This is a genomic window from Streptococcus sp. SCPM-O-B-23252 (M501) (assembly GCF_058200355.1).
Map to the genome: position 1 here is coordinate 1,239,166 of NZ_JBYQGS010000001.1, position 20,833 is coordinate 1,259,998.

Annotated in this window: 21 protein-coding genes and 1 other annotated feature; of the genes, 3 read left to right on the top strand and 18 right to left on the bottom strand. The window is 43.5% G+C overall.

What is annotated here, in order from left to right:
* Nucleotides 1-4: 4 nt before the first annotated feature.
* From AC3E6G_RS06060 to AC3E6G_RS06095, 8 genes are all read right to left on the bottom strand, one after another.
* Entirely contained in the window at nucleotides 5-436 is a 432-nt protein-coding gene (locus tag AC3E6G_RS06060) for an arginine repressor (protein ID WP_023022501.1), read from the bottom strand.
* On the bottom strand, nucleotides 429-1,244 hold the full coding sequence (locus AC3E6G_RS06065) for a TlyA family RNA methyltransferase (RefSeq protein ID WP_048687779.1): 816 nt from the start codon (nucleotides 1,242-1,244) through the stop codon (nucleotides 429-431). The genes AC3E6G_RS06060 and AC3E6G_RS06065 overlap by 8 nt, the downstream gene beginning before the upstream one ends.
* The gene (locus tag AC3E6G_RS06070) at nucleotides 1,225-2,112 is read right to left on the bottom strand and encodes a polyprenyl synthetase family protein (RefSeq protein WP_490700663.1); all 888 of its coding nucleotides are present in this window, start codon (nucleotides 2,110-2,112) and stop codon (nucleotides 1,225-1,227) included. The genes AC3E6G_RS06065 and AC3E6G_RS06070 overlap by 20 nt, the downstream gene beginning before the upstream one ends.
* Nucleotides 2,109-2,321 carry an exodeoxyribonuclease VII small subunit gene (locus AC3E6G_RS06075; RefSeq protein WP_006596769.1) on the bottom strand — a complete coding sequence of 71 codons (213 nt, stop codon included), beginning with the start codon at nucleotides 2,319-2,321 and terminating at the stop codon, nucleotides 2,109-2,111. Before AC3E6G_RS06075 ends, AC3E6G_RS06070 begins: the two co-directional genes overlap by 4 nt.
* Entirely contained in the window at nucleotides 2,299-3,639 is a 1,341-nt protein-coding gene (gene xseA, locus AC3E6G_RS06080) for an exodeoxyribonuclease VII large subunit (RefSeq protein WP_490700664.1), read from the bottom strand. Before xseA ends, AC3E6G_RS06075 begins: the two co-directional genes overlap by 23 nt.
* A gap of 112 nt (nucleotides 3,640-3,751) precedes the next feature.
* Nucleotides 3,752-4,606, bottom strand: a complete 855-nt coding sequence (locus AC3E6G_RS06085; RefSeq protein ID WP_490700665.1) for an NAD(P)H-hydrate dehydratase — start codon at nucleotides 4,604-4,606, stop codon at nucleotides 3,752-3,754.
* A 132-nt stretch (nucleotides 4,607-4,738) separates the two neighbouring features.
* Nucleotides 4,739-5,593, bottom strand: a complete 855-nt coding sequence (locus tag AC3E6G_RS06090) for a bifunctional methylenetetrahydrofolate dehydrogenase/methenyltetrahydrofolate cyclohydrolase (RefSeq protein WP_223363524.1) — start codon at nucleotides 5,591-5,593, stop codon at nucleotides 4,739-4,741.
* A 156-nt stretch (nucleotides 5,594-5,749) separates the two neighbouring features.
* Nucleotides 5,750-5,980 carry a DUF1797 family protein gene (locus AC3E6G_RS06095; protein ID WP_006596773.1) on the bottom strand — a complete coding sequence of 77 codons (231 nt, stop codon included), beginning with the start codon at nucleotides 5,978-5,980 and terminating at the stop codon, nucleotides 5,750-5,752.
* Between the two features lie 229 nt (nucleotides 5,981-6,209).
* On the opposite strand from AC3E6G_RS06095, the gene AC3E6G_RS06100 reads away from it, so the two are divergent.
* From AC3E6G_RS06100 to AC3E6G_RS06110, 3 genes are all read left to right on the top strand, one after another.
* Nucleotides 6,210-8,477, top strand: coding sequence for an ATP-dependent Clp protease ATP-binding subunit (locus AC3E6G_RS06100; RefSeq protein ID WP_195610904.1), 2,268 nt, complete (start codon nucleotides 6,210-6,212; stop codon nucleotides 8,475-8,477).
* 117 nt (nucleotides 8,478-8,594) lie between these two features.
* Entirely contained in the window at nucleotides 8,595-9,044 is a 450-nt protein-coding gene (locus AC3E6G_RS06105; protein WP_414287768.1) for an NUDIX hydrolase, read from the top strand.
* A gap of 67 nt (nucleotides 9,045-9,111) precedes the next feature.
* Nucleotides 9,112-9,411, top strand: a complete 300-nt coding sequence (locus AC3E6G_RS06110; RefSeq protein WP_125329687.1) for a DUF1827 family protein — start codon at nucleotides 9,112-9,114, stop codon at nucleotides 9,409-9,411.
* Between the two features lie 104 nt (nucleotides 9,412-9,515).
* Here AC3E6G_RS06110 and ileS read toward each other — a convergent pair whose 3' ends face one another.
* From ileS to AC3E6G_RS06160, 10 genes are all read right to left on the bottom strand, one after another.
* Nucleotides 9,516-12,308 carry an isoleucine--tRNA ligase gene (gene ileS, locus AC3E6G_RS06115; protein ID WP_490700666.1) on the bottom strand — a complete coding sequence of 931 codons (2,793 nt, stop codon included), beginning with the start codon at nucleotides 12,306-12,308 and terminating at the stop codon, nucleotides 9,516-9,518.
* A gap of 52 nt (nucleotides 12,309-12,360) precedes the next feature.
* Nucleotides 12,361-12,577: a binding site (T-box leader), on the bottom strand.
* The gene (locus tag AC3E6G_RS06120; protein ID WP_061563677.1) at nucleotides 12,568-13,407 is read right to left on the bottom strand and encodes a DivIVA domain-containing protein; all 840 of its coding nucleotides are present in this window, start codon (nucleotides 13,405-13,407) and stop codon (nucleotides 12,568-12,570) included. (Overlaps the previous feature by 10 nt.)
* A gap of 9 nt (nucleotides 13,408-13,416) precedes the next feature.
* Complete coding sequence (locus AC3E6G_RS06125; protein ID WP_061563676.1) at nucleotides 13,417-14,205, bottom strand: YlmH family RNA-binding protein; 789 nt, start codon at nucleotides 14,203-14,205, stop codon at nucleotides 13,417-13,419.
* Nucleotides 14,202-14,462, bottom strand: coding sequence for a YggT family protein (locus AC3E6G_RS06130; RefSeq protein ID WP_006596781.1), 261 nt, complete (start codon nucleotides 14,460-14,462; stop codon nucleotides 14,202-14,204). The genes AC3E6G_RS06125 and AC3E6G_RS06130 overlap by 4 nt, the downstream gene beginning before the upstream one ends.
* Nucleotide 14,463: 1 nt before the next feature.
* Nucleotides 14,464-15,093: a cell division protein SepF gene (gene sepF / locus AC3E6G_RS06135; protein WP_061563675.1), complete on the bottom strand. Its 630-nt coding sequence runs from the start codon at nucleotides 15,091-15,093 to the stop codon at nucleotides 14,464-14,466.
* Nucleotides 15,094-15,102: 9 nt separating this feature from the next.
* The gene (locus tag AC3E6G_RS06140) at nucleotides 15,103-15,771 is read right to left on the bottom strand and encodes a YggS family pyridoxal phosphate-dependent enzyme (RefSeq protein WP_048715780.1); all 669 of its coding nucleotides are present in this window, start codon (nucleotides 15,769-15,771) and stop codon (nucleotides 15,103-15,105) included.
* A 2-nt stretch (nucleotides 15,772-15,773) separates the two neighbouring features.
* Nucleotides 15,774-17,051: a cell division protein FtsZ gene (gene ftsZ / locus AC3E6G_RS06145; RefSeq protein WP_490700667.1), complete on the bottom strand. Its 1,278-nt coding sequence runs from the start codon at nucleotides 17,049-17,051 to the stop codon at nucleotides 15,774-15,776.
* Nucleotides 17,052-17,066: 15 nt separating this feature from the next.
* A complete protein-coding gene (gene ftsA / locus AC3E6G_RS06150; protein ID WP_048687751.1) occupies nucleotides 17,067-18,407 on the bottom strand; it encodes a cell division protein FtsA in 1,341 nt (446 codons plus the stop codon).
* A 141-nt stretch (nucleotides 18,408-18,548) separates the two neighbouring features.
* Nucleotides 18,549-19,766 carry a cell division protein FtsQ/DivIB gene (locus AC3E6G_RS06155; protein ID WP_490700668.1) on the bottom strand — a complete coding sequence of 406 codons (1,218 nt, stop codon included), beginning with the start codon at nucleotides 19,764-19,766 and terminating at the stop codon, nucleotides 18,549-18,551.
* Nucleotides 19,763-20,833: a UDP-N-acetylglucosamine--N-acetylmuramyl-(pentapeptide) pyrophosphoryl-undecaprenol N-acetylglucosamine transferase gene (locus tag AC3E6G_RS06160; protein WP_490700669.1), complete on the bottom strand. Its 1,071-nt coding sequence runs from the start codon at nucleotides 20,831-20,833 to the stop codon at nucleotides 19,763-19,765. The genes AC3E6G_RS06155 and AC3E6G_RS06160 overlap by 4 nt, the downstream gene beginning before the upstream one ends.

Sequence of the window (20,833 nt, forward strand, 5' to 3'; positions counted from 1 at the left end):
TCTCCTACCATTCCATCAATCGTTGTTCGATAAACTGAGCCTTTTCTTCCGAGCGGGCCACAATAAAAATACTATTGTCGTCAGAAATCATGCTAAAGATGATGTCATCAAAATCTTCTTGTAGATGCCGCTTGACTAGATAGGCTGTCCCTGGGACAAGCTTGAGGGTCAAAAAGCTCCCCATGCGTTCAAAGGATTGAAGATTATTTTCTGCTAATTTTCCACTATGTTGGACGCGTGGCAATTCATAGACATAGGCTGAACCTTTTAAAGGCGTTTTAATAATCCCCAACTCTTTGATATCTCGGGAAACAGTCGCTTGTGTCGCAGAAATTCCAGCTTCTCTCAGATGTTCGACAATGGCATCCTGAGTACCCACTTTATTTTCTCGGATAAAGCGGCGTATTTTTTCTAATCGGTTTTGTTTACTATTCATGTTTAAAGTCAGTATGGGCTTTTTCGACAACTGCCGCAAACTCTTGCAGTTGAAGACGATCTTGCCCAGTATTCTTTTCTAAATAAAGTAAAAATTCAATATTGCCATGGCCCCCTTGGATCGGTGAATAATCCACTCCCAAGACGGAGAAGCCATGTTCTAACGCAAAGCCTTGAACCTGTTCCAGGACGGACAGATGGACCTTGGCATCCTTGATAATCCCATTTTTCCCAATCTGCTCCCGACCAGCTTCAAACTGGGGTTTGACAAGGGCGACCACCTGGCCTCCCTCTTGTAAAATCCCATGGAGGGCTGGCAAGATGAGGTTGAGGGAAATAAAGCTAACATCTATGCTAGCAAAGCTTGGGGTTTGCTCAAAATCCTCAGAGGTCGCATAGCGGAAGTTGAACTGCTCCATCGAGATGACCCGAGGGTCCTGACGGAGTTTCCATGCCAACTGATTGGTCCCTACATCCACTGCATAGACCAAGGCAGCTCCATTTTGAAGCATAACATCCGTAAAGCCTCCTGTAGAAGCACCAATATCCAGCGTGACCTTATCCTGCAGGTCAATCTCAAAAAGGTCCAAGGCCTTTTCTAACTTGAGACCACCACGACTGACATATTTGAGTTTTTCACCCTTGAGTTTTAATTCTGTCGCTTCATCAATTTTTTCGCCTGGTTTATCAAAGCGCTCGCCATTATGGACCGCAACCACCAGACCAGCCATCACACCGCGTTTGGCCTGCTCCCGGGTTTCAAATAATCCCTGCTTGTAGGCTAGTACGTCAACTCTTTCCTTCGCCATGAATTCTAAGTCTTTCTATAATCTTTTTGATTCCAGTCCCGTCGAAGTCTACCTGCTGTGAAATGCGATCGAGCAGGTCCTCACAGGCATCTAGCTCCCGGTCCAAATAATCCTGAGCTCCATCTAGACCGAGGAGGGCAGGATAGGTCGATTTTTCAGCCTGCAGGTCCTTCTGAGGGGTTTTCCCTAAGGAAGCAAAATCAGCAGTCACATCCAAAATATCATCCCGAATCTGGAAGGCCAAGCCTAAATGGAGGCCAATTTCCTCTAAGAGAGTCGCAACAGCTGGCTCAAGCCCTAAGAGGATCCCTGTTGCTTGGAATGGATAGGCGAGCAGTCGCCCGGTCTTATTGGCATGGATGACTTGCAACTGATCCAAGGTCAGGCTCGCCCCTTCCCCTTCCATATCCAAGACTTGGCCTGCCACCATCCCAGCTGTCCCTGAAGCATCCGATAACAGAGCAATCAGTTGCACCCGGATAGAAGCTGGAAGGTCTGCCTCTGCCACACAGGCAAAGGCATCTAAGAAGAGCGAGTCTCCTGCTAAGATGGCTAGGTCTTCCCCAAACTTTTTATGGTTGGTCAATTGACCACGACGATAATCATCATTATCCATGGCTGGTAAATCATCATGGATCAAGCTTCCCGTATGAATCATTTCAAGAGCGGCTGCCACCTGAAAATGAGCTTCAAGGATGGGAGCATGAAAGGCTTCCAGCAACTCCAATAAGAGCAAAGGTCGAATCCGTTTCCCCCCTGCATGGACTGAATACAGGATGGATTCTACCAAGCGGGGAGCGATTTGTTTAGCCTCGTAGAAACCTCCTATCGCTTTTTCAACCCCTTGCAGTTTTTCTTCTAGAATCATACTAGTTCCGTTTCTGAGCCATCTGCTTGCATCACCTTGACCAAGGTCTTTTCAGCCTGATCAAGTGTTTCTTGCAAGTCTTTTGATAGCTTCATTCCTTTCTGAAACTCTGAGATGGCCTCTTCGAGGGGCACTTGCCCACTTTCCAACTTTTGGACGATAGCTTCCAAATCAGCTAAATTTTCTTCAAATTTCTTTTCTTTCGACATGCTTTACCTCTACTTCTACTTGCCCATCCCGCATGACTAGCGTCAAGGCATCCTTTTCTTTAATCATATCTACGCTATCCAAAACCTGATCTCCAGCCTGTACCAAGGCGTAGCCTCTAGCCACGATGCGACTGGTATCCAACATCAAGAGAGCCTCCGATAGGCGCTTGGCATCTGCTGCTTTTGTCTGGTAGAGCTCCTTGATTTTCAAGGTCAGCAATCGCTCCATCTGGAGAATCTGGTCTCGATAACGCTCGAGCTGATGCTGTGGTGTTTGAGAGGCCAATCGATGGCGGAGTTCTTGTAACTGGCGGCTATTTCTGGTAACCGACTCTGATACAGCCTGTTTCAACCGCAACTGAATCTGATCCAGCTTTTGCAGGTAAGAATCATACAGCCGCTCTGGCTGACGGAAGATGACCGATTGGCTCAGTTTTTGCAGGCGTTCCCGATGATAGACCAGGCGGTTGCGCATAGCGGTTGCCATCCGCCCTTCCTGCTTCTGCAAATGATTGAGCAGGTCCAATTTGGTCACAGGCGTTGCCAACTCAGCCGCAGCTGTAGGAGTTGCTGCCCGGCGATCTGCGACAAAGTCTGCCAGAGTAGTATCTGTCTCATGCCCCACACTGGAAATAATGGGAATTCTAGACTCAAAAATAGCCCTCACAACTGGCTCTTCATTAAAGGCCCACAGGTCTTCGATGGAGCCACCACCACGACCGATGATCAAGACATCGAGGTCCGACCGATCATTGGCCTTTTGGATATTGGCGACAATTTCTTGGGCAGCTCCCTCTCCTTGTACCTTGGTTGGAAAAAGGAGAATCTCCACGCCCGGAAAGCGCCGCGAAACAGTCGTGATAATATCGCGAATAACGGCCCCACTCTGACTGGTAATAACCCCAATTTTCTTGGAGAACTGGGGGATAGCCTGTTTGAACTTCTCTTGAAAAAGGCCTTCTTCCTGGAGTTTCTTTTTCAACTGCTCAAACTGAATAGCTAAAGCGCCGACGCCATCTGGCTCCGCCTTTTCGATGACAATGGAATAACTGCCACTTGGCTCATAGAGTTGGATCCGACCGATGACATTGATCTTCATGCCTTCTTCGAGCTCAAAGCCGAAACTCTTATAAATCCCAGCCCAGACAGTCGCCTGGATCACAGCTTTTTCATCCTTTAGAGAAAAATACTGGTGATTGGGACGCTTACGGAAATTCGAGACCTGACCCGTCAAATAGACCCGCTCTAGATAGGGGTCCTTATCAAATTTTAACTTGAGGTATTTGGTCAGACTGGATACCGATAAATACTCTGACATAGTTCCCCTTTCACACGGAAAATTCTAGTATAAATTATACCAAAAATAAGCGGAAAAATCTGATTCTACCTACGGAAAAAGCCTCAGATTTCATCATCTGAGACTTGATTTTTTATTGGCAGTTGGAAAGGCAAATTTCCCTCATCCATTTTGGAATTTCTTTACTAATCGCGGTCGGTAAAACCACGTAGGCATTCTTGCTCAAATCGTCTGCAATGCCCGAATGAAGGTGACTGGCAACTACCACGCGCTCATAGAGTCCAACTTGCGGAAATTGACCCGCAAAGCCCGCAATCATCCCTGCTAAAGTATCGCCCATACCACCCGTTGCTTGATAGGGGCCTCCAACCGATAGTTGGTAATAATCTGTCTGCCCTTGTTGCCAGATCTTAGTCTGAGGACCCTTTTGGACTAAAATACTTGCTGGAGGAAGTTGGGACAGAGACTGCCTTGTTGCTTCTTCCCCTTGATCTCCGATTGCTAGCCCGGACATGGCCTCCCATTCTTTTTGATGAGGAGTAAAGACCAGTTGAGCTGGAGGAAGAGAAAGTCCTAAGCGAGTATAGAGGCTAATGGCCCCACCATCTAGAATGAGCACTTGATGAGGTTGAACTCTTTCAAAAACAAGTTCTACAAGGTGTACCCCTAGCTCATTGGCATTGAGTCCTGGTCCCAATAAAATGACGCCTGCTTTTGCGATTTGCTCAGCCAATAATTCTTGGTCCGTCACAGCAAAAGCCATGGCTTCAGGTAGCTGACTATGGAGGGCAGGGATATTCTCGCGGTCTGTCGCAACCGTGACAAGGCCCGCTCCACTATGAACCGCTGCGAGGGCTGCCATGATAATGGCTCCACCATAGGGATAAGTCCCTCCAATCAAGAGCAGACGCCCATAGTCTCCCTTATAGGAGTCTGAATGACGGCTAAGGATAACTTGTTGCAGCAATGTTTGGTCAACTCTTAACATAAGCGTCCCTTCTTTCTCCCTCTATTTTACCACGTTTAGGCTAAAAAAAGGCAGGAAGCGAAGTTCCTACCTTAAAAATTTTTCTAAACATTCTACAGCTACAAACACTGTCCCGAATCCATCCAAGTTCGCCTATTTTTTCAAAGCCCGAACAGCTGCCTCATAGGTCTGAGACATGAGCATGGTAATCGTCATAGGACCAACGCCACCTGGAACCGGAGTGATGTGACTAGCCAGAGGAGCTACTTGTTCATAGTCCACATCTCCACAGAGCTTCCCATTTTCGTCACGGTTCATTCCGACATCGATAACGACCGCTCCCTCTTTGACAAAGTCAGCTGTAACAAATTTGGCACGACCAATTGCCACCACTAAGATATCGGCTTTTCTAGCAATTTTAGCCAAATGATGAGTCCGCGAATGGGTCAAGGTCACCGTTGCATTTTTTGCTAGGAGAAGCTGGGCCATCGGTTTCCCAACGATGTTTGAACGGCCAATGACGACTGCATTTTTCCCTTCAACATCGATATCATATTCCCGAAACATTTCCATAATCCCTGCTGGTGTAGAGGGGACCATGATCGGATTTCCTGCCCAAAGATGTCCCATATTGAGAGGATGGAAGCCATCGACATCCTTAGCCGGATCAATGGCTAACAAGACTGCCTCATCGTCGATATGGGCTGGTAGAGGCAACTGGACTAAAATTCCATGCCAGAGTGGATCCTGATTGTAGCGGTCAATGAGGGCCAACAAGTCCTCCTGGGAAATACTTTCTGGCAGTCGAACCACTTCACTTCGAAATCCTGCTGCCAAAGCTGACCGTTCTTTATTGCGGACATAGACCTGGCTAGCTGGGTTTTCTCCCACCAAAATCACTACCAAGCCTGGGACCTGACCAGTCTCAGCCTTCAGGCGAGCGGTTTTTTCAGCCAATTCCCCCTGCAATTTTACTGCCAATGCCTTCCCATCAATTACATGTGTCATCTCAATCTCTTTTCTATTCAATATCTTCTCTATTATATCAGATTTGTGAACCTGCTCCTAACACTTCTTGATTAGACAAGGTTATAAGAAGAAACTATAACTATTTTCTTCCAACAAAAAAGAGACTAGATGCTCTAGACTCTTGATTGATACTTCTTAGTACAACAATTCGTAGATCTCCATTGCGATTAAGTCAATGCTATCGAATGTATAGGTCTCACGCGCTTCTACATCACGAAGAGTAAATACTGATCCATTTTCTTCATCATAGTTGTAAGCTACTTCAGCAACTACAACTCCTTCACGTTCAAAATTACGTTTTAAGTTTCCACCGTCTTTCGTCATCGCTTCCAAACGGCTGATAATTCGTACCAAATGTGATTCCATTTTGATTCTCCTATTTACTTTCTACTCTCCTATTTTATCATAAAAGAAGGAGGAAATTCCAATAAAAATCAACTTTTCCGCTATTTTCCTCTTTATTCCATGCCTAAAACCGGACTTCATACTAAATTCTTGCAAACTTTTAGAATACTGCTATAATGAAACTATAAAAGTTTGACTATTTCTGACCAATAGTTTTTACACTTTTTACCCTAGAGAAAGAGGTAAGAGAATGCTTTGTCAAAACTGTAAAATCAATGATTCAACCATTCATCTTTATACGAACGTGAATGGTCACCAACAACAAGTAGACCTTTGCCAGAACTGCTATCAAATTATGAAAACGGATCCTAACAATAGTCTGCTCGCAGGATTAAACCAACAAAATCGCGGAGGACGGGATCCTTTTGAAGATTTCTTCAATCAACTAGGAAACTTCCAGGCTCCGCAAGAACCCCAAACCCCTCCGACCCAATCTGGAGGAGGCTATGGTGGTGGAAATGGCTATGGCTCAAATGGAAACGGTCGTTCTTCAGGACCAAGTAGAGCTCAAGCCAAACAACAACCAAAGGGCCTCCTAGAAGAGTTTGGAATTAACGTTACTGAAATTGCTCGTCGTGGGGATATCGATCCGGTCATTGGCCGTGACGATGAAATTCTTCGCGTCATTGAAATCCTCAACCGTCGGACCAAGAATAACCCTGTCCTGATTGGGGAACCCGGTGTCGGAAAAACAGCTGTCGTAGAAGGACTAGCGCAAAAGATTGTTGATGGGGATGTCCCTCACAAGCTTCAAGGTAAGGAAGTCATTCGCTTAGACGTTGTCAGCTTGGTTCAAGGAACTGGGATCCGAGGGCAATTTGAAGAGCGCATGCAACAATTGATGGAGGAAATCCGTCGTCGGGAAGATGTGATTTTGTTTATCGATGAGATCCATGAAATTGTCGGTGCCGGATCTGCTGGAGACGGCAATATGGATGCTGGAAATATCCTCAAACCAGCCCTCGCTCGTGGTGAATTGCAATTAGTCGGTGCGACAACCCTCAATGAATACCGAATTATCGAAAAGGATGCGGCACTTGAACGCCGGATGCAACCCGTTAAGGTCGACGAACCTACAGTGGAAGAAACCATCACCATCCTCAAAGGCATTCAAAAGAAATACGAGGACTACCACCACGTCCACTACACCGATGGTGCGATCGAGGCTGCGGCTCTCCTTTCCAATCGCTATATCCAAGACCGCTTCTTGCCAGACAAGGCCATTGACCTCTTGGACGAAGCAGGCTCTAAGATGAACTTGACCCTCAATTTTGTCGATCCCAAAGTCATCGACCAACGCTTAATTGAAGCCGAAAATCTCAAGGCTCAAGCGACGCGTGATGAAGACTTTGAAAAGGCAGCCTACTTCCGCGACCAAATCGCTAAGTACAAAGAAATGCAAGGGCAACAGGTCACTGACCAAGATACGCCAGTCATTAGCGAAAAGACCATCGAACACATCGTCGAGCAAAAGACCAATATTCCAGTTGGCGATTTGAAAGAAAAAGAACAATCCCAATTGATCAACTTAGCAGCTGATTTGAAGGCTCATGTCATTGGCCAAGATGAGGCTGTTGAAAAAATTGCTAAGGCCATCCGTCGAAACCGGGTAGGGCTTGGAACACCAAACCGTCCAATTGGTAGCTTCCTCTTTGTTGGACCAACTGGTGTCGGGAAGACCGAGTTGTCCAAGCAATTGGCCATCGAACTCTTTGGTTCTGCCGACAGTATGATTCGCTTTGATATGAGTGAGTATATGGAGAAACATGCCGTTGCCAAATTGGTCGGTGCTCCTCCAGGCTACGTCGGCTATGAAGAAGCAGGCCAGCTGACTGAAAAGGTGCGTCGCAACCCTTACTCTCTCATCCTCTTGGATGAGGTCGAAAAGGCCCACCCAGATGTCATGCATATGTTCCTTCAAGTCTTAGACGATGGGCGCTTGACAGATGGACAAGGCCGAACGGTGAGCTTCAAAGATACCATTATCATTATGACTTCCAATGCGGGAACTGGAAAAGCGGAGGCTAATGTCGGCTTTGGGGCGGCTCGTGAAGGTCGTACCAATTCTATCCTAGGTGAACTGGGGAACTTCTTTAGTCCAGAATTCATGAACCGCTTTGACGGCATCATTGAATTCAAAGCCTTGTCTAAGGAAAACCTCCTTCAAATCGTCACTCTCATGTTAGACGATGTCAACCAACGCCTAGCCCACAATGATATCCACCTGGATGTTACCGATAAGGTCAAGGAGAAACTGGTTGATTTGGGCTACGATCCGAAAATGGGGGCACGTCCTCTTCGTCGCACCATTCAAGACTATATTGAAGATGCCATTACAGATTACTACCTAGAAAATCCTAGTGAGAAAGATCTGAAGGCTGTCATGACCAGCAATGGGAAGATTTGCATCAAAGGAAAGAGCAAACCTGCGAACGAAGCAGAAAAAGTAACTGAATAATCGCAATCCACAGAGAGATTCCTAGTAGCTACCAGGAATCTCTCTTATTTTCATCTCCTACTGCTTTTTATGTCCATCTATGTTATAATGATAAAAAAATAAGAAGCGAGTATCATTATGACTGTTGCAACTTTTGGAACAAAAGAAGAAAATGTTGACTATGTCAATCGTTATGGAGTCTATGCGGTGATTCCAAATTCAGCAAAGGATAAAATCATCCTGGTCCAAGCTCCAAATGGAGCTTGGTTCCTACCAGGTGGTGAGATCGAGGCAGGAGAAGATCATTTATTGGCACTCGAGCGCGAACTGATCGAAGAGCTGGGCTTCACTGCGACCATCGGCGAGTATTATGGACAAGCAGATGAGTACTTCTACTCCAGTCACCGCGACACTCACTACTACAATCCTGCTTATATCTATGAAGTAACTGACTTTGTAGAAGCTCAAAAACCTCTAGAGGATTTCAATAACATTGCCTGGTTCCCCATTGACGAAGCCATTGAAAAGTTAAAAAGAGGAAGCCATAAATGGGGAATCAAAATGTGGAAATCTGCCCAAAAATTGTAAGCGACTTCTTTCACAAAATAAAAAAAAGTGCTATAATAAATGGAGAAAGAGCTTAGGAGGATCTCACATGAAGCTTATGAATACAACAAATAGTCATGCTAATTTGGTCAAAAGTCAATTAGAAAGTACCGATGCTACCCTTGTTGAGGTCTATTCAGCTGGTAACACCGATGTTATCTTTACCAAAGCTCCTACTCATTACGAATTGTTGATTAGTAACAAACACCGTGCCATTCGTGAAACAGAAGTTGAAAAAATTCGTGAGTTCTTTTTAAAACGCAAGATTGATCTCAAAATCATCGACCAATCCACTATTAAAACGCTCTACTCCGATAAACTGATCGAAATTTCTTTCCCAATTATTTAGTAAGGCTATTCTGCCTTACTTTTTTATTGCCTTGACGATGAACACGATACACTATTTTAGCCACCAAAAAAGAAGTTCCTTTATGGAACTTCTTTTGATTTCTTTTATTTGGCTTCAAAGCCTTCTGCAACTGCGTCTGCAAAGTTCTCTTCAACGATGCTTGCACAGTGATCACAGATGGTTGCATGGTAGTGGCGTTCTGCAGTTGTTGGGTCGATACGACGGCAACGGTCACAAACTTCACCAGCAGCCCGTTCAACTGTGAAAGCTACATCTTCAAAGGCCACTGCAGCTTCTGGAGCTGGTCCTTCTGCGATAGTTAATTCAGAGACAATCAAGAGTTGTGCTACATTGCTATCAACAGCTCCAAGAAGAGTTTTCACAACTTCGTTTGGATAAACGGTCAAGTGAGCTTCAAGTGATTTACCGATGACTTTTTCGTTACGCGCTTCTTCCAAGGCTTTTTGAGCTTGTCCACGGAAGTCCATGAAGGCTGACCAGGTGTCCAAGATTTCTTCTTGGTTGGCAAATGTTTGAGCTTCTGGCAATTCTGACAATTGAACAAAATCTTCGGCTTCAAACTCAAGATATGACCAGATTTCTTCCGCAGTGTGAGGAAGGATTGGAGTCAAGAGTTTGGTGATTTTCACAAGGATATCATAGAAGACTGTTTGCATTTGACGGCGTTCAAGTGACTTAGCTCCTTCGATGTAAACAACATCTTTGGCAAAGTCAAGGTAGAAGGCAGACAAATCAACGTTGATAAAGTTCACTAGGGCTTTATAGATTGTCAAGAATTCGAAGTCTGCATAAGCATCACGAATGGTCTTCACAAGTTGGTTAAAGCGAATGGTCATGTACTTATCAACAGAACGAAGTTCTTCGTAAGCTACTGCATCCTCAGCTGGGTTAAAGTCAGAAGTGTTAGCAATCAAGAAACGAAGAGTGTTACGGATCTTGCGGTAAGTTTCAGAAACTTGGCTCAAGATATCCATAGAGATACGCACGTCGTTGCTTGAGTCTACACTGGTTACCCAGAGACGCAAGATTTCCGCACCAAATTGTTTTTCAACATCGCTTGGAGCAATGGTGTTCCCAAGAGATTTAGACATCTTCTCACCTTTACCATCCAAAGCAAAACCTTGTGACAAGATTTGTTTGTATGGTGCGACACCATGGTTAGCTACAGAGGTGATGAGAGATGAGTTGAACCAACCACGGTATTGATCTGAACCTTCAAGGTAGAGATCAGCTGGGTAAGTCAACTCAGGACGGTTCACTACCACCCCATTCCATGATGAACCAGAGTCGAACCATACATCCATGATGTCTGTTTCTTTCTTGAACTCACCATTTGGTGAACCTGGATGGGTAAATCCTTCTGGCAAGAGGTCTTTGGCATCCCGTTCCCACCAGATGATGGAACCATGTTCTTCAAAGAGTTGAGCTACATGCTCGATGGTTTCAGCTGTCATGATTGGTGTGCCATCTTCAGCGTAGAAGATTGGGAGTGGGACACCCCAAGCACGTTGACGAGAGATAACCCAGTCGCCACGGTCACGGATCATGTTGTACAGACGGACTTTGCCCCACTCTGAGTGGAACTTGACTTTTTCAATTTCGTCCAAGATTTCTTGACGGAATTTAGATACTGAAGCAAACCATTGTGGCACAGCACGCCAGATGATTGGTTTTTTCGTACGCCAGTCAAATGGGTAGGAGTGAGAGATTTCTTCTTGAGCAAGGAGCAAGCTACCAAGTTTTTCAATAACTGTTGGAACAACCTTGTCATAGAATTGACCTTCGAATTCCTCACCCGCGTTGGCCATCATGATCCCGCGTTCGTTGACAGTTACAGCAACTTCGAGACCATTGGCAACACCGACATTGTAGTCATCCTCACCAAAACCAGGGGCTGTATGGACGATACCTGTACCGGAGTCTGTTGTAACGTGATCACCAAGGATAACAAGTTCATCTACTGCGGTATCCCATGGGTGCTCTGTCACGATGTGGTTCAATTCTTTACCACGGTAAGTTGCCAAAACTTGAACATCGGCCCAGCCAAATTTTTCAGACAAGCTGTTCAGCAATTCTGAAGCGACCACAAATTTACGAGCTTCGCCAGCTGGTTGCACCAAGACATAATCAATATCCGCACCAACAGTCAACCCGCGAGAAGCTGTGATGGTAAATGGAGTTGTTGTCCAAACAACGATGTAAGTATCTGTATCAAGGACACCTTTGCCATCTTTGACTTTGTTGGCATAGTAGAGCGAAGTAGAAACCAAATCATGGTATTCAATTTCCGCTTCAGCAAGGGCTGACTCAGATGACCAAGACCAGTAAACAGGCTTGGCTCCACGGTAGATATAGCCTTTATTAGCAATTTCACCAAAGACACGGATTTGAGCTGCTTCATAATCAGGAGTCAAGGTAACATATGGATTTTCCCAGTCGCCAGAAACACCCAAACGTTTGAAGTCTTCCCGTTGTTTATCTACTTGAGAAAGAGCATATTCACGGCAAAGTTTCAAGTACTCAACCAAGTCCATTTCTTTGCGTTTGACACCTTGTTTGGCCAAGACTTGCTCGATTGGCAAACCGTGTGTATCCCAACCTGGGATGTACGGTGCATAAAAACCTGACATAGACTTAGAACGAACAATGATATCTTTTGAAATCTTGTTCATGGCATGTCCTACGTGGATATTTCCGTTGGCATACGGAGGGCCATCATGCAAGGTGAAATGTGGTTTTCCTTGGTTCAATTCTTGACGACGTTGGTAAAGCTTTGCTTCTTCCCATTCTTTTTGCCAAACTGGCTCTTTTGTAGGCAGACCAGCCCGCATCGGGAACTCTGTCTTCCCTAAATTCAGTGTTTCTTTGAGTTTCATGGTGTCTCCTCTAAAAAAATAATTCTACAAAATAAAAGACCACGACCTCGCCAAAAAGGACGACAAGTCGTGGTACCACCTTCATTCAAGAAAGAGAGTACTCTCTTTCTCCTCTTTTGTCGCTAACGCTGACCAGCGTTAGTGGTTACTCATTTCACCACTAAGATTCGTAAAAGGATCAACCTTAACAAAGGAAGTGCAAGTCTTCCACCATCACCTGCTCGCTAAAACTATTTGATAAGGTCACTGTTTTTACAGATTATAAGATTGAAACAGATTCACGTTGTCCTTCTTCTGGAGCATCGATATCATCAGCTTCAGGAGTTTCTAAGACAACATCAATAGAATCTTGATCTTCATGATTTTTTTCTGCTTCTTCCAATGCTTCTTTCACTTTTTCATTCAATCCTTGAAAAGCTTGAGTTGCGCCTAACTCTAAGTTAGCTGCCTCAATACGTTTTTGCAATTCTTCAATTTCAGCTGAAGTAAATTGACGTGTCAAATCAATGTTAGCATCTTCTGAATGATGATGAACAGATTCACCCAAAGCTTTCTCAACAATTTCACGAAATGCTTCATCACTTGTTTGAATATACATAGCAGTTGGGCGAAGAATTTCATCCCATTCTGGTGTATCAATAATGCTCAATTGACTTTCGATAGTTGATTTCAAACGTTGATGGAAGACGCGTGTCTTATTCTTCAATTCTTCCGTTTCTACAGCAACTTTTTTGGCATTGTCTGTAGCATGACGAAGAATTTCATTTGCTTTTGCTTTTGCTTCTTCAACTAAATGGTGAGCATCTTGCTCCGCTTGACGAACAATTGTTTCTGAGCGTTCATTTGCCGCATGTTTTACACGTTCTGCTGTATCTTGAGCGATCAATACTGATTGACTCAAAGAGTCTTTCATTTCGTCAAAGTAGTTCAAGCGCTCTTCCAACGCACTAATTTTTGTTTCCAATTCATGATTTTCACGAACTAATTTTTCATAGTCTCGGTAGACCATGTCTTGAAACTCTTCAACTTCTTTAGCATCGTAGCCTCTAAATTTTACATAAAAGCGTTTATCTTTGATTTCTAAAGCTGTAAGTGCCATAGTTCCTCCTTATTTTCTACTGGAAAATACTTCAACCGTTAATTTGCATTTTCCACTTTTTGATAGGCCATTTTCTGATAGTATTTTAAATCGGCCATACTTTCGAACACTAATTAAATCTGCTACTTGGATCATCCGACTAGGATTATCAATAGTGGCATAGTTTACCTTTACCTGACCCGACTGAACTAATTGAACAGCTACAGACCGAGAAAGCTTAAAGGTAGAAGCTACTAGTTTATCAAGTCGAACACTAGTAACCAATAGGTCTTTGAGTTTGGATGGTTCGTCTACGCTGATCCGTTCTCGACAGTCAACCTCACGAATCTTGACAGATGCTTTTGCGATCTTCTTAAGATTCTCTTTGAAATAGGAGGAGAAACGTTCATCCACATAGATATGAATCTTCCCTTGTCCAACTAGAATATCTCCAAAAGACTTTCTTTCTATGCCTAATTGATGGAGAAGCGAACCCAAAACTTGAGAGTGACTTAACCGATAAAACTTATCTGGATAGAGAACTTCTAACAGACTCATTTCAAAATCAGATGCCTCTAACTGATAGTAGCTGGGAGCAAGAATCACTCGTGCATATTCTGTAGGATAGATTTCTGCACTTGAAAACACCTGCAAACCGTGGTGGGCACCAATTTGTCGTAAAATATCAACCTGATGTGGATTTAAAAAGGAAGTCAGTTCAAAACTATACTGTTGCTCCACTCGAGCTACTAATTCTAGAACTCGATCGATAAAGACGTGGTCTTCTGCACTATAGTGTTGATAAAATCCCTTGGTCATATGAACTGCACCAAAAATTGAAGGACAAATCGTTCCACTACGGATAGAGCAAGTAAGGCAAACATGACTGTAAAGTCTAACCCACCAAATTGCAAAGGAATCTTTCTAAATAGGCTCAAAAATGGTTCGACGATCCGTTGAACCATTTTAGCTAAAGCCGATTCTGATGCATTTGGAAACCAACTAAGCAAAGCATAGATGATTAGTACTAGCTCAAAAACCTGAAAGAAATTTCTAACTAATTGTAGGACAAACATATTAACGATTTCGTTTCATATCAAAGTCGTACTCAGCAACTTCGACATCATTTGGAAGGCGAATATCTTCAATATTCACAACGACATTGATTGGTGTTAATAAGTACATAGTACTTGCAACACGACGTAGATTCCCGGCTAATACATAGCGAGCACCATCCAAATAATCCAAACATCTTCTTGCTTGAACTTCTGTCATATATTGGAAATCGATAAGAATACTTTCGTTTGCCAACAACAAGTCAACAATTTCAGTTGCTTCTTCATATTTACGAGGGTAGCGTACATCAATTGTAATCTTTTCATCTGCAGCAGAACGATTTTTTGCCAACTCTTGTTGACGTTGATGAAGTCGAGTAATATTTTCAGAAGATGATTTTTGAGATGAAGCTGATTCAACCACTGCTGTAGAAGCTACTTGTGGACGACTTGCTGCAACAGGAGTAGGTTTCTGCTCCTTAGCAGCTACCACAGCTTTTTGACGTGGTTTTGATGATGGTTGCACTGGTTTAGGGGATGCTACAGGTTGGCTAGCACCGACTGCTTGAGCAGGCGCTTCTTGCACATCGTACTCATCTCCATCTTCAGTAAAATAATCAATCAATCGATCAAATCTATCTTTAAATGACATAATTCTTTCCTATTTGAAAAATGAGGTCCCAATTCGCACAAAAGTCGCACCGTTAGCAATCGCCACATCATAATCACGACTCATTCCCATGCTTAACTCTGTAAAGGGCATATTTTTCAACTGTTTCTTTTGTAATTCTTTTTGAAGTTGGTGAGTTGCTGCAAATATAGCTTGCAACTCGTCCTGACTTGCCTCAAAAGGAGCCATCGTCATTAAGCCAACAATTTGTAGGTTATCCAAGCCTTCTAGTTCAGGAAGAATCGCATCGAGCTCTTCAGGAGCAAATCCATGCTTGCTTTCCTCTCCAGAAATATTGACTTGTATAAAACATTTAATTGGGTGACTCGCCCTTTTTTGAATTTCTTGGGCAAGCTTCATAGAATCTAAAGCATGGAAGTAATCTACATAATTGATAACTTCTTTTACTTTACGACGTTGGAGACTACCGATCAAATGCCAGGTCAGTCCCTCATCTTTTAGAGCTTGGTATTTTTCTAGAAATTTATCAACACGGTTTTCACCGATATGACAGACTCCTGCATCAACCAAAGCCTTAGCTTGATCGATACCGACATACTTAGTAACAGCAATCACATTGACCTGATCCGTGCGGTTTGCTGTTTCCATTGCTTGTGCAACCTGCGAGAATATTCGCTCTTTATTTTCAATCAGATTCATTCTTAACGATTACGGAAAAATGGTGGTGTTTCCAACTCATCATCTTCTGAAGAAGAATCCACATAGCGTTCAACTTGACGACCAGTGCTAGTATCAGACTGACGTACAATATTTTCACGACGAATGTCCCAATCTCCAAACGCAGATCCACGAGGTGTTTCTTGTTTAGCACGTGATTGAGGAGTAGGCATTTCGATTTCTTCCTTCAAATCGAAGTCGCGATCGAATTGTGGAGTTTGTGGACGTTGTTCACGTGGTCCAGTTTGGTAATAACGTGCTGAACTTGGTGCATGAGATGCAATTCCACTAACTCTTTCAACTTTATCTTGACGAACACCAGTTGCAACAACCGTTACGCGGATTTCATCTTTCATTGATTCATCAATAGATGTACCAAGCCAAATGTTTACGCCATGACCAGCTGCTTGGTTAACAATTTCAGAAGCTTCTTCTGCTTCAATCAATGTCATATCCAAACCACCAGTAACGTTGACGATCACGTCTTCAGCACCGTCAATGGTTGTTTCAAGGAGTGGTGAGTAGATAGCTTTACGAGCTGCTTCAATGACACGCTCTTCACCATTACCTACACCAATACCCATCAAGGCATTTCCTTTATTTTCCATAACAGTCTTCACGTCAGCGAAGTCAAGGTTAATCAAGCCTGGGCTTGTGATCAAGTCAGTGATCCCTTGAACCCCTTGGCGAAGGACATTATCGGCTTCACTCAATGCTTCAAGAAGTGGTGTTTTCTTATCTACGATTTCTAACAAGTTGTTGTTAGAAATAATCAACAAAGTATCCACATGTTCGCGAAGTTCATTGATCCCTTCGATCGCAAAGTTTCCGCGTTTTGTTCCTTCAAATCCGAAAGGACGAGTTACAACGGCTACTGTCAAAGCACCAACAGCTTTAGCAATACGAGCGATGACTGGTGCAGCACCTGTACCAGATCCTCCACCCATCCCTGCAGTGATGAAGACCATGTCTGCACCTTGCAAAGCTTCTGTCAATACTTCTTCACTTTCTTCTGCGGCTTTACGACCAACCTCAGGTTGACCCCCAGCACCCAAACCACGAGTCAATTTAGGACCCAATTGGATAACTGTTTCTGCTTTTGCACTTGAAAGTGCTTGTACATCTGTGTTTGCTGCGATGAATTCTACACCAGCAACTCCTTCGTCAATCATGCGGTTGATGGCATTGCCACCACCACCTCCGACACCGATTACTTTAATAACTGCGCCTTGTGTCGCTGCTGTGTCAAATGAAAATGTCATAAATGCTTACACTCCTTAATCAAACATATTACCGATTAAATTCTTCATTCGGTTTGTAAGGCTAGTTTTCTCTTCTCTATTTTGTTCTTCAACCGGATGTTGTTGCTCGACGTTTACTAATGGTTCAATTTCTTCCGGAACAACTGGTTGCTGTACTGGTCGTTCAAACTGAATTGGTTGCTGACGAAGACGTTGGTCCCCATGTACAGCAGCCTGAGCAAGAATATCTACATCTGTAAGGTTTCCTGCATATTCAGACAAGCTAATCACGTGGGCAAAAGCTGGATTGCGGATTCCAATTTGATTTGGAACGTACAATTTCACATTTACACCAAAGACTTCTTGCGCCAATTCTTCAATACCAGGGAGAATAGCGCCACCACCGATGATGACAATTCCTCCAGGCAAATCAAGCAAATGTCTTCTTTCAAGATCTTGTTTAATTTGGTCGAAGATGTGTTTGATCCGAGCTGAAATAATTTCTGCCAAATATTTTTCAGATACTTGGACAGGTTCTACTTCACCAATCACCTCAACATGGAAGACTTCGTCGCCAACTGATGGAACATAAGCTTCTCCATAGTTGAACTTCAAGCCTTCTGCTAATTTTTGAGAAGTCTTCAATACTTTAGAAATATCTTTAGTAACGTAATCGCCACCTTCTTGGTAGATATTTGTAAATTGAAGCTCTTGATTCCGAACAGAAGCTACTGTCGTTTGACCTCCACCTAAATCAATGACGGTCGCACCAAACTCACGTTCTCCTTCGTTCAATACAGACTTAATCATTGCAAGTGGTGAAATAATGATGTTCTCAACTTGCAAACCAGCACGTTCAACTGTTTTCCGTAAATTATGGAGGACAGTTCTAGGACCAGTATACAAGAGACCACGCATTTCCAAACGGATTCCCATCATTCCACGTGGATCGCGGATTCCTTGGAAACCATCAACTGTGAACTCTTCTGGAATAAAGGTAATGACTTCACGGTCTGGAGTCATACTCTTTGTCAAAGCAGATCTGACAACATTTTCAACATCTGCATCCGTAATTTCTTTTGAATCACTGGTTACAGGAATCATTCCTTGAGTTGCTTCAATTTGAAGAAGGTTCGCTGGCAACCCAACGTTCACAAGATTGATTGAAATTCCTGCTTTTTCTTCTGCTTGGCTTACTGCACTTTTAATCGCATTAGAAGCAGCCTCAATATCAACAATAATTCCATCTTTGACGCCAGCACTTTTCGCATTGCTGACTCCAATTACATTCATTTCTCCATTGACATGTTCTGCCACCAATACTTTTATTGAACTAGTACCGATATCTAAACCTGTAAAAAAGCCGTTTCTAGCCATTACACCAGTCCTCTCTCTTTTGTTTTCCTATACGTCAATTAATAGCTCCATTTTAGTTAGAACTATCCAAATTTCATTATAACACAAAAATGCCCATAGTGGGCATATTTTCTTTATTTATTTCAGATAATTTATGAGGGTTTACTCAGCGGGAACTTCTTCGTGTTGCTCGGTTACGACTGCACTCTCATCAGAATCTGTCGAGTTAGCATCAGCTTCTTCTGTTTTGTTCCCTTCCCCTTCTTCTTTTTCTTTCTTTTCCTGAGCTAAAGTAGCCATTGTTTCTGCATTGTAACTGTATATACCTGCTTCCATGTCAATGACACTGTCATCTTCAATTAGCTTGCGAATTTGATTGTAATAAGGCAATTTACGCTTGATCTGAGATACAGGCACTAAAACCTTTGTGCCATCCTTCATGGTCAGCGTCACTAAATCCTTAGTCACCTTGCTCGGTGTCAAGTCCACTGACTCAATTTCATCGCGCACAGAAGATGGTATTTTCCCCAGTTGTTTCACAAATTGTCGGACCAATTCACGATCAGAAAAACGAACAGTCAGGTAAGCCTTGGGAAGCTGATCAGCAACAACTGGTGTCTCTACCACTTCCCCATTTTCTAAAATGGGATAATGATCTTCCTCCGTCACATAGTAACCAAAGACCTGGTGTTCCTCAACCTGAACCTTAAAAGTCGTAGGGAAGGCATAAGTCATCGAAATATCTTTGACCCACGGACTCGCTGCCTTCATATTGGCAAGATAGCGATCCCGATTCAAAAAAGTTGTCAAGGTATAATCCCGATCTTGGATCTGACTCTTTTCAAACAACAAAGTCTGATCCGCATTTTTATTCCCTGAGAATTCGATGATTTTTTGCTTAGCTAAGGGTGTTAAAAGATAGACAGAAAAGACTGCAATCAAGGTACTGATCACCAAAACAGGAATAGCTCGATAGATGTGACGTCTCGCAATCTGACCTTCCTTTTTGGCCTTCTTCGCTAGTTCCTCTTCTTCGAACCTATCTTCTGAAGACTCTGTTAGGTAGATGATTTTTTCTTCTTCATTCTCTTCGTCTATTCCGTCAGGAAGTGTTTCTTGCAATCCCTCCTCAGCTACATCAGCTACGTTCTCATCTTCCTCTACTTCTGCAGACTCGGCATCTTGCCCATCTGCTTCTGGATCTTCAGAAGGAGTTTTTTGATTCAGAAGTTCCTGTCTTTCCTTCTCTTCTTGTGCCTGCTTTTCTTTTTCTTCTTGCTCTTCTATTTGTTTTTTCTTTTGATACTCCTGGTTCCGTCTCTGCCATTCAGAGAGCTTCGTGACTTCCTTAGGAGTTTTTGGGTTCTTCTTATCCGTCATTTTTTCCTTTTATTAATTTCTTGATGGACTAGACTGTAAAATTCATCCAAGGAAAGCAATTCATTCGAAGCCTTCATCGCTTGATGATAGCTTTCTGCCCCTTGGAACATTTTATCCATCGTTTCTTGCAACCGATCCATGCTCAATTCTGGCTCAGCGATGGTTTCTGCATAGCCTTTTTCCACAAAGTATTGAGCATTTTCAATCTGATCTCCCCGACTAGCCTCTTTCCCTAGGGGAACGATGATATGGAGCTTATTCATGGCCAAGAGTTCAAAAATCGTATTGGCACCTCCACGAGTCACTACTAGGTCTGCCTTTTGGAGCAAAGGAAGATAGTGATCCGTCACGTAGTCCACGCGATAAAGATGAGGTGCTTGTTCATTCAAAGAGGAGTCTCCTGTCAAATTAATGACATTGTATCTTGCTAGCAAGGTTTCTCGATTTTTTGTGACAAACTCATTGAACACTCGTGCACCAGCAGACCCACCCACAAAGAGAAGGGTTGGCAACTGTGGATCAAATTGAGCAAATACTGCTTCCAATTCTTGTAGGATTGGAAGGGCTTCCTGACGAACCTTGGTCACAGCTCCCACATGTTGGGCTTTCACTAGACTTTTCGGCTGCTCAAAGGTTGTGAACATTTTCGTTGCAAACTTATAGGCAATTTTATTGGCCAAGCCCATGGAACGGTCCGATTCGTGGACCAATACAGGAACGAAGCAAAGTCGCGCAGCCACTACCGGAGGAACTGAAACGAAGCCTCCTTTAGAAAACAAAACCTGCGGCCTTACACGAAGCATGATCCAAATCGATTGGAGAATTCCCCAGAAGACCTTGAAAATATCCAACATATTTTGCCAAGAAAAATAACGGCGCAACTTGCCCGTTGCAATCGAATGGAAATGGATGTCCAAGCCAGACTTCAAAATCTCTTGGTGTTCAATCCCCTTCTTGTCCCCAATATAATGAACTTCCCAACCGTCCTCGATGAAGCGAGGGATGAGGAGAAGGTTCAAGGTCACATGCCCAACTGTACCTCCCCCTGTAAATACTATTTTTTTCAT

Excerpts from the sequence above, each read along its gene's own strand:
- AC3E6G_RS06060 (WP_023022501.1), bottom strand. The coding sequence starts at position 436 with ATGAATAGTAAACAAAACCGATTAGAAAAAATACGCCGCTTTATCCGA.
- AC3E6G_RS06065 (WP_048687779.1), bottom strand. The coding sequence starts at position 1,244 with ATGGCGAAGGAAAGAGTTGACGTACTAGCCTACAAGCAGGGATTATTT.
- AC3E6G_RS06070 (WP_490700663.1), bottom strand. The coding sequence starts at position 2,112 with ATGATTCTAGAAGAAAAACTGCAAGGGGTTGAAAAAGCGATAGGAGGT.
- AC3E6G_RS06075 (WP_006596769.1), bottom strand. The coding sequence starts at position 2,321 with ATGTCGAAAGAAAAGAAATTTGAAGAAAATTTAGCTGATTTGGAAGCT.
- xseA (WP_490700664.1), bottom strand. The coding sequence starts at position 3,639 with ATGTCAGAGTATTTATCGGTATCCAGTCTGACCAAATACCTCAAGTTA.
- AC3E6G_RS06085 (WP_490700665.1), bottom strand. The coding sequence starts at position 4,606 with ATGTTAAGAGTTGACCAAACATTGCTGCAACAAGTTATCCTTAGCCGT.
- AC3E6G_RS06090 (WP_223363524.1), bottom strand. The coding sequence starts at position 5,593 with ATGACACATGTAATTGATGGGAAGGCATTGGCAGTAAAATTGCAGGGG.
- AC3E6G_RS06095 (WP_006596773.1), bottom strand. The coding sequence starts at position 5,980 with ATGGAATCACATTTGGTACGAATTATCAGCCGTTTGGAAGCGATGACG.
- AC3E6G_RS06100 (WP_195610904.1), top strand. The coding sequence starts at position 6,210 with ATGCTTTGTCAAAACTGTAAAATCAATGATTCAACCATTCATCTTTAT.
- AC3E6G_RS06105 (WP_414287768.1), top strand. The coding sequence starts at position 8,595 with ATGACTGTTGCAACTTTTGGAACAAAAGAAGAAAATGTTGACTATGTC.
- AC3E6G_RS06110 (WP_125329687.1), top strand. The coding sequence starts at position 9,112 with ATGAAGCTTATGAATACAACAAATAGTCATGCTAATTTGGTCAAAAGT.
- ileS (WP_490700666.1), bottom strand. The coding sequence starts at position 12,308 with ATGAAACTCAAAGAAACACTGAATTTAGGGAAGACAGAGTTCCCGATG.
- AC3E6G_RS06120 (WP_061563677.1), bottom strand. The coding sequence starts at position 13,407 with ATGGCACTTACAGCTTTAGAAATCAAAGATAAACGCTTTTATGTAAAA.
- AC3E6G_RS06125 (WP_061563676.1), bottom strand. The coding sequence starts at position 14,205 with ATGACCAAGGGATTTTATCAACACTATAGTGCAGAAGACCACGTCTTT.
- AC3E6G_RS06130 (WP_006596781.1), bottom strand. The coding sequence starts at position 14,462 with ATGTTTGTCCTACAATTAGTTAGAAATTTCTTTCAGGTTTTTGAGCTA.
- sepF (WP_061563675.1), bottom strand. The coding sequence starts at position 15,093 with ATGTCATTTAAAGATAGATTTGATCGATTGATTGATTATTTTACTGAA.
- AC3E6G_RS06140 (WP_048715780.1), bottom strand. The coding sequence starts at position 15,771 with ATGAATCTGATTGAAAATAAAGAGCGAATATTCTCGCAGGTTGCACAA.
- ftsZ (WP_490700667.1), bottom strand. The coding sequence starts at position 17,051 with ATGACATTTTCATTTGACACAGCAGCGACACAAGGCGCAGTTATTAAA.
- ftsA (WP_048687751.1), bottom strand. The coding sequence starts at position 18,407 with ATGGCTAGAAACGGCTTTTTTACAGGTTTAGATATCGGTACTAGTTCA.
- AC3E6G_RS06155 (WP_490700668.1), bottom strand. The coding sequence starts at position 19,766 with ATGACGGATAAGAAGAACCCAAAAACTCCTAAGGAAGTCACGAAGCTC.
- AC3E6G_RS06160 (WP_490700669.1), bottom strand. The coding sequence starts at position 20,833 with ATGAAAAAAATAGTATTTACAGGGGGAGGTACAGTTGGGCATGTGACC.